This window comes from Microbacterium sp. K36 (genome assembly GCF_004794355.1).
GTDB lineage: Bacteria > Actinomycetota > Actinomycetes > Actinomycetales > Microbacteriaceae > Microbacterium > Microbacterium paraoxydans_D.
Window position 1 is genome coordinate 1 of sequence record NZ_SSDN01000096.1, and the last position, 6,578, is coordinate 6,578.

A 6,578-nucleotide genomic window follows, 5' to 3' on the forward strand; every position below is an offset into this window, starting at 1 on the left:
CCCCCTGGGTCCCTGAGCCTGTCGAAGGGCCCGCCCCCACGAAGGACACCCCATGCCAGATCCCCTGCTCACCGTGCGCGACTTCTCCGTCGTGTACGACGTCGATCCGCCCGTCGAGGCGGTGAAGAACGTGACCCTCGAACTGCAGCGCGGCGAGATCCTGGGCCTCGCCGGGGAGAGCGGATGCGGCAAGACCACGCTGGCCTACGGGGTGCAGCGCCTGCTGCGCGCGCCGGCCGTCATCACCGGCGGCAGCGTGACGTTCCACGACGCGACCGGCATCGACATCGACATCAACGCTCTGGACGTCGACGCGATGCAGCGATTCCGCTGGGACAAGGTGTCGATGGTGTTCCAGGGCGCGATGAACGCCCTCAACCCCGTCGCGACGATCGGCTCACAGCTGGAGGACGTGTTCGAGATCCACCGCCCGGACATGAACCGCAAGCAGCGGCGTGCCGAGGCCGAGGAACTGCTCGAGATCGTCAAGGTCGGCCGTCAGCGGGTGCGCTCCTTCCCGCACGAGCTCTCCGGCGGCATGCGCCAGCGCGTCATGATCGCCATGGCCCTCGCGCTCCGTCCGCAGCTGATGGTCATGGACGAGCCGACGACCGCGCTCGACGTGCTGGTGCAGCGGGAGATCCTCAAGCAGATCTCCCAGCTGCGGCACGAGTTCGGCTTCTCGGTGATCTTCATCACCCACGACCTTCCGCTCCTGCTGGAGATCAGCGACCGGATCGCGATCATGCGCGAAGGAGAGATCATCGAGCTCGATACGGCAGAGCGCATCTGGACGCAGCCGGAGCACGAGTACACGAAGACGCTGCTGTCGTCGTTCCCCCGGCTCACCGGGGAGAGAGGGGTGCTGGTGCGATGACCACCCTCGAGTTCCGCCACGTCACGAAGGCCTACAACGTCCGGGGTGCCGGTCAGATCAAAGCCCTCGACGACGTGAGCTTCACCCTGACGTCCGGCCAGACGATCGGCCTGGTCGGACAGTCCGGCAGTGGCAAGTCCACGATCGCGAAGATCCTCACCCAGCTGGAGACCCCGACCAGCGGCGAGGTGCTGCTCGACGGCACGCCCATCCCGCGACGCGGCAGGGGCCTGCGAACCTACCGCCAGCAGCTGCGGATGGTGTTCCAGGATCCGTTCGCCTCGCTCAACCCGTACCACTCGATCCGCTACCACCTGGAGCGTCCGATCCGCCTCGACGACGTGGTGCCGAAGAAGGAGACCGAGAACGAGGTGCGTCGGCTCCTCGACCGGGTGCGCCTCGATGCGGATGCGGTGATCGACCGCCGCCCCCACGAGCTGTCGGGCGGCCAGCGGCAGCGTGTGGCCATCGCCCGTGCCCTGGCCTCGCGTCCTTCGCTCCTCGTCGCCGACGAGCCGGTGTCGATGCTCGACGTCTCCATCCGGCTCGGCGTGTTGAACCTGCTCGCCGACCTCCAGCGCGAAGAGGGGCTCGGTGTGCTCTACATCACGCACGACCTCGCCACGGCCCGTCACTTCAGCGACGAGATCATGGTCCTCAACCAGGGGCGCGTGGTCGAGTACGGCACCGCCGACGACGTGATCCTCAACCCGCAGGACCCCTACACCCGCGAACTGCGCGCGGCCTCTCCCGATCCGGAGAAGCACTTCGCCGCAGCGGCATCGAACGGAGGCGCGCTGTGAGCTCCGCTCTCCCCCAGCTCGACGACAACGACCTCGTCGCCCGCGATGCCCTCGAGGTCGGCACCACGGCGACCACGGCAGAGCGCACCAGGCGGCCGGTGCCGTGGCGCTTCTTCGCCGGCCGTGCGGCGTTCTACCTGTTCACGCTGTGGGCGGCGATCACGATCAACTTCTTCCTGCCCCGCCTCATGAAGGGCGATGCGGTCAGCTCGTATCTCGCGCGAAACCGCACCGTGAGCCCCGAGGCGGCAGACGCGCTGCGCGTGCTTCTCGGCATCGACACCGACAAGTCGATCTGGCAGCAGTACCTCGAGTACTGGGGGATGCTGCTGCGTGGCGACCTCGGCATCTCGACCCTGCACGGTCTCCGGCCCGTCGCCGAGGTGCTCGCCGCCGCCCTGCCCTGGACGCTCGGGCTGGTCGGCATCGCGACCATCATCTCCTTCGCGATCGGCACGCTGCTCGGAGCCGTCGTCGGATGGAAACGGGGCAGCAGGCTCGACGCGATCATCCCGGTGACGACGTTCTTCAACACGATCCCGTACTTCTGGCTCGGACTCATCGCGATCGCGATCTTCTCCTCGACCCTGAAGTGGTTCCCCTCATCGCACGCCTACGACAAGGGGCAGTCGCCGGAATGGAGCCTCGATTTCATCGGCCAGGTGATCATGCACGGCACTCTCCCGGCACTGACCATCGTGGTCGCCTCGCTCGGCGGGTGGGTGCTCGGCATGCGCAACATGATGCTGACCGTGCTCGACGACGACTACATCACGGTCGCGCAGGCGAAGGGCATGCCCAACAAGCGGGTGCTCTGGGGCTATGCCGCCCGCAACGCGGTGCTGCCGCAGATCCAGAGCTTCGCGCTGTCGATCGGCTTCATCGTGGGCGGCACGATCGTCATGGAGATGGTCTTCAGCTATCCGGGGGTCGGCAAGCTGCTGCTCGACGCGACCAACGCCAAGGACTTCGCCCTCATGCAGGGCGTGTTCCTCGTGATCACGCTGTCGGTGCTCGTGGCCAACATCCTCGCCGATGTCGTCTACGCCTACCTCGACCCGCGCACGCGCCAGATGGAGTCCTGACATGACCGTTCCCACCACCGCAGCGACCACAGCGCCCGACGGATCGGCCGTCGTCTCCGGCATGCCGGAGACCGCCACGCTGCGCACCCCGCCGGCGGGAGCGCCGCCGCGCAAGACGTTCTGGTCGCAGCTCGCGCAGGCGTTCGCGATGTTCCGCAACCCCAAGTCGATCGCCGGGCTCATCATCCTCGGGGCGTTCGTGCTCATCGCGATCTTCGCCCCGTGGATCGCCCCGTACGGGCCGACCCAGAAGGACCGCACGGCGCTGCGTCAGCCGCCCTCCTGGGAACACTGGCTGGGCACGACGCACATGGGCGAAGACGTGCTGAGTCAGATTATCTACGGCACCCGCGGTGTGATCGTCGTCGGCTTCCTCGCGGCCTTCATCGCCACGATCATCGCGATCACGATCGGTGTGATCGCCGGCTACGTGCGCGGCTGGAAGAGCGAGTCGCTGTCGGCGCTGACCAACGTGTTCCTGGTGATCCCCGGCATCCCGCTCATCATCATCATCGCCTCGCAGTTCGAGAACCCGCCGCTGATCGTGATCGCCGCGGTGCTGGGGATAACGGGATGGGCGTGGGGCGCCCGCGTGCTCCGAGCGCAGACCATGTCGCTGCGCAACCGCGACTTCATCCAGGCCGCCCGCGCGAACGGCGAGCCGCTGCGCCGCATCATCACGGTCGAGATGCTCCCGAACCTCATGGCGCTCATTGCGTCGAGTTTCGTCGGCACCGTGACCGCGGCCATCCTCGGCCTCACGACCCTGGCCTTCATCGGGGTGATCCCGGTGAGCAACCTCAACTGGGGGACCATCCTGTTCTGGGCCCAGCAGAACGGCGCGTTCCCGCGGCTGTGGTGGTGGTACGTGCCGGCCGGGCTCTGCATCGCGATCATCGGCGTCGCGCTCTCGCTCATCAACTTCGGCATCGACGAGTACGTCAACCCGCGACTGCGCTCGGCGGGCGAGCGGGCCAGGGCGATGAAGAAGAAGGGGCTGAACGTGAACGACGCCGTGACGGCCGTCCGCAGCGTGCCCCTGCCGGAGAGGGCCCCCGATCCCGTATCGTCGGCGACCTCGTCCGACCGCTCGGGCCCTGCCGATTCCTCGAACCAGAACCAGAACACGAAGTGATGACCTCTCAGACTCTGACCACGCAGCTCCCGTACCAGGACCCCGCTCTCTCGATCCCCGAGCGCGTGGCCGACCTCCTCAGCCGGATGACGGTGGAGGAGAAGGTCGGGCAGATGCTCCAGCTCGACGCCCGCGACGACATCGACGACCACATCGCCCGCCGTCACGCGGGATCGATCCTGCACGCCTCGGACGAGCGTCTGCGGCGGGCCGCCGCCCTGGTCGCGCAGACCCGGCTCGGCATCCCGCTGCTCGTGGGCGAGGACTGCATCCACGGCCACTCGTTCTGGCCCGGAGGCACGATCTACCCCACGCAGCTCGGCATGGCAGCCTCCTGGGATCCGGCACTCGTCGAGCGCGTGGCGCGGGCGACGGCCGAGGAGGTCGCCGTGACCGGCATCCACTGGACGTTCTCGCCCGTGCTGTGCATCGCCCGCGATCTGCGCTGGGGACGGGTGGGGGAGACGTTCGGGGAGGACCCGTTCCTGATCGGCGAGCTGGCTTCGGCCATGGTGCGCGGCTATCAGGGCGACGGTCTCGACGACCCCACGGCCATCCTCGCGACGGCCAAGCACTTCGCCGGCTACTCGGAGACGCAGGGCGGACGCGACGCCAGCGAGGCGGACATCTCCCCGCGCAAGCTGCGCTCCTGGTTCCTGCCGCCGTTCGAGCGGGTCGCCCGCGAGGGCTGCCGGACGTTCATGCTCGGCTACCAGACGACAGACGGGGTGCCGATCACGCTGAACGAGTGGCTGCTCAGCGACGTGCTCCGCGGCGAGTGGGGCTACACCGGCACCCTCATCACCGACTGGGACAACGTGGGCCGGATGGTGTGGGAGCAGCGGGTGCAGCCCGACCTCACCCATGCCGCGGCCGCGGCCGTGCGCGCCGGGAACGACATGGTGATGACCACGCCAGGATTCTTCGAGGGGGCGCTGGACGCGGTCGCCCGGGGGCTGCTGCCGGAGGACGCGTTCGACGACGCGGTCTCCCGCATCCTCACGCTGAAGTTCGAGCTCGGACTCTTCGAGGACCCGCGGCTGCCCCGCGACGACGCGTCCGCCGTGGTCGGCAGTGCCGCGCACGCGGACCTCAACCTCGAGATCGCCCGCCGTTCGCTCGTGCTCCTCGAGAACGACGGCCTGCTGCCGCTGGATGCCGCGGCAGCGCTGCGGGTGGCGGTGGCCGGGCCGCTCGCGGACGACGCGCAGACGCAGCTCGGCGACTGGGCCGGCGGTTCGGGCCAGGCGGGCTGGCTCGACGGACAGCCCCGCGAGATGATCACGACCGTGCTCGACGGCCTCCGTGCGGTGGACGCGTGGACGGTCACGCATACGCGCGGCGCCGACATCCTCACGCTCGCCGACGACCCCCGCGGCACCCACTTCCCGGACAACCAGCCGCGTCCTCCCGTGGTGCAGCCGTGCCCGCCGGATCCTGCGCTCATCGCGGAGGCGGTGGCCGCCGCCGAGGCCGCCGACGTCGTGGTCGCGGTGGTCGGCGATCGCATCGAGCTCGTGGGCGAGGGACGGTCCACGGCCACACTGGAGCTCATCGGCGGCCAGAACGCCCTGCTCGACGCGCTCATCGACACCGGGAAGCCCGTCGTCGTGGTGCTGCTGGCCTCCAAGCCCCTCGTGCTCCCGCCGTCGGTGCAGCGGGCGGCGGCGGTGGTCTGGGCCGCGAATCCGGGCATGCAGGGCGGACGGGCGCTGGCCGACATCGTCACGGGTGCCGTGGAGCCCTCGGGACGGCTGCCCATCTCGTTCGCGCGGCACGTCGGGCAGCAGCCCACCTACTACAACCAGATCCGTGGTCAGCACGGCGACCGCTACGCCGACCTCACCCAGGCGCCCGCGTGGGCCTTCGGTGAGGGCCGGTCGTACACGACCGTGGCGTACGCGGAGCTGGAGCTCGAGCAGACGGCGCTGCGCCTCGGCGACACCGTGGTGGGGCACGTGACCGTGACCAACACGGGGGACCGGCCCGTCCGCGAGACCGTGCAGGCCTACGTGCGGGACGAGGTGACGAGCGTGAGCTGGACCGACCGCGAGCTCAAGGCCTTCCGGCAGGTCGACCTCGCGCCGGGGGAGAGTGCGCGCGTGCGGATCGAGGTCCCGGTCGTGGACTGCACGATCGTGACCGCCGCCGGCGTCCGGACCGTGGAGCCCGGCGCCTTCACGCTCCTCGTCGGCCCCAGCTCCCGCGAGGAGCACCTCCTCCCCGCCCCCTTCGAGATCTCCCCTTCCTGATTCCTGATTCCTGATTCTCCGAGACCCCGCTTTCCCGCCGAGACCCCGTCGTATCCGCGCGCCGGAGGCGGGGTCTCGGCGGGAGGGCGGGGTCTCGGCCTCGATTTGACCTCAAGTGCGCTTGAGGTTTTACGGTGGAGGGCGTGAGTGGGACAGAGAAGAAGTCGCGATGACGTACGTGATCGCGTTGCCGTGCGTCGACCTCAAGGACAAGGCCTGCATCGACGAGTGCCCCGTTGACTGCATCTATGAGGGGGAGCGGTCGCTCTACATCCACCCGGATGAGTGCGTGGACTGCGGAGCGTGCGAGCCGGTGTGCCCCGTCGAGGCGACTCGTGATGCCCGACTTGATGTAGAGGCGGCGGAACACGAGCATCGCCACCTGGATCAGGACGGCCGCGATCGTCAGCGCATCATTGCGGGCCA

General features: G+C 69.0%; 6 protein-coding genes. All 6 read left to right on the forward strand.

Going from position 1 to position 6,578, the window contains the following annotated elements; translation table 11 throughout:
- Positions 1 to 52 precede the first annotated feature (52 nt).
- Positions 53 to 877 carry an ABC transporter ATP-binding protein gene (locus DW296_RS13750; protein ID WP_136052672.1) on the forward strand — a complete coding sequence of 275 codons (825 nt, stop codon included), beginning with the start codon at positions 53 to 55 and terminating at the stop codon, positions 875 to 877.
- Complete coding sequence (locus DW296_RS13755) at positions 874 to 1,680, forward strand: ABC transporter ATP-binding protein (RefSeq protein WP_136052673.1); 807 nt, start codon at positions 874 to 876, stop codon at positions 1,678 to 1,680. The genes DW296_RS13750 and DW296_RS13755 overlap by 4 nt, the downstream gene beginning before the upstream one ends.
- Positions 1,677 to 2,765 (forward strand): ABC transporter permease, encoded by a 1,089-nt coding sequence (locus DW296_RS13760; protein ID WP_136052674.1) that lies wholly within the window; start codon positions 1,677 to 1,679, stop codon positions 2,763 to 2,765. The genes DW296_RS13755 and DW296_RS13760 overlap by 4 nt, the downstream gene beginning before the upstream one ends.
- Position 2,766: 1 nt before the next feature.
- A complete protein-coding gene (locus DW296_RS13765; protein WP_136052675.1) occupies positions 2,767 to 3,900 on the forward strand; it encodes an ABC transporter permease in 1,134 nt (377 codons plus the stop codon).
- Positions 3,900 to 6,152: an exo-beta-d-1,3/1,6-glucosidase gene (locus tag DW296_RS13770; RefSeq protein ID WP_136052676.1), complete on the forward strand. Its 2,253-nt coding sequence runs from the start codon at positions 3,900 to 3,902 to the stop codon at positions 6,150 to 6,152. Before DW296_RS13765 ends, DW296_RS13770 begins: the two co-directional genes overlap by 1 nt.
- Positions 6,153 to 6,321: 169 nt before the next feature.
- On the forward strand, positions 6,322 to 6,578 hold a 257-nt coding region (locus DW296_RS16675; RefSeq protein WP_240743094.1), incomplete at its 3' end, for an indolepyruvate ferredoxin oxidoreductase subunit alpha.

What these genes read in the sequence shown, in the direction of transcription:
- DW296_RS13750 (WP_136052672.1), top strand. Translation starts at nt 53, where the DNA reads ATGCCAGATCCCCTGCTCACCGTGCGCGACTTCTCCGTCGTGTACGAC.
- DW296_RS13755 (WP_136052673.1), top strand. Translation starts at nt 874, where the DNA reads ATGACCACCCTCGAGTTCCGCCACGTCACGAAGGCCTACAACGTCCGG.
- DW296_RS13765 (WP_136052675.1), top strand. Translation starts at nt 2,767, where the DNA reads ATGACCGTTCCCACCACCGCAGCGACCACAGCGCCCGACGGATCGGCC.
- DW296_RS13770 (WP_136052676.1), top strand. Translation starts at nt 3,900, where the DNA reads ATGACCTCTCAGACTCTGACCACGCAGCTCCCGTACCAGGACCCCGCT.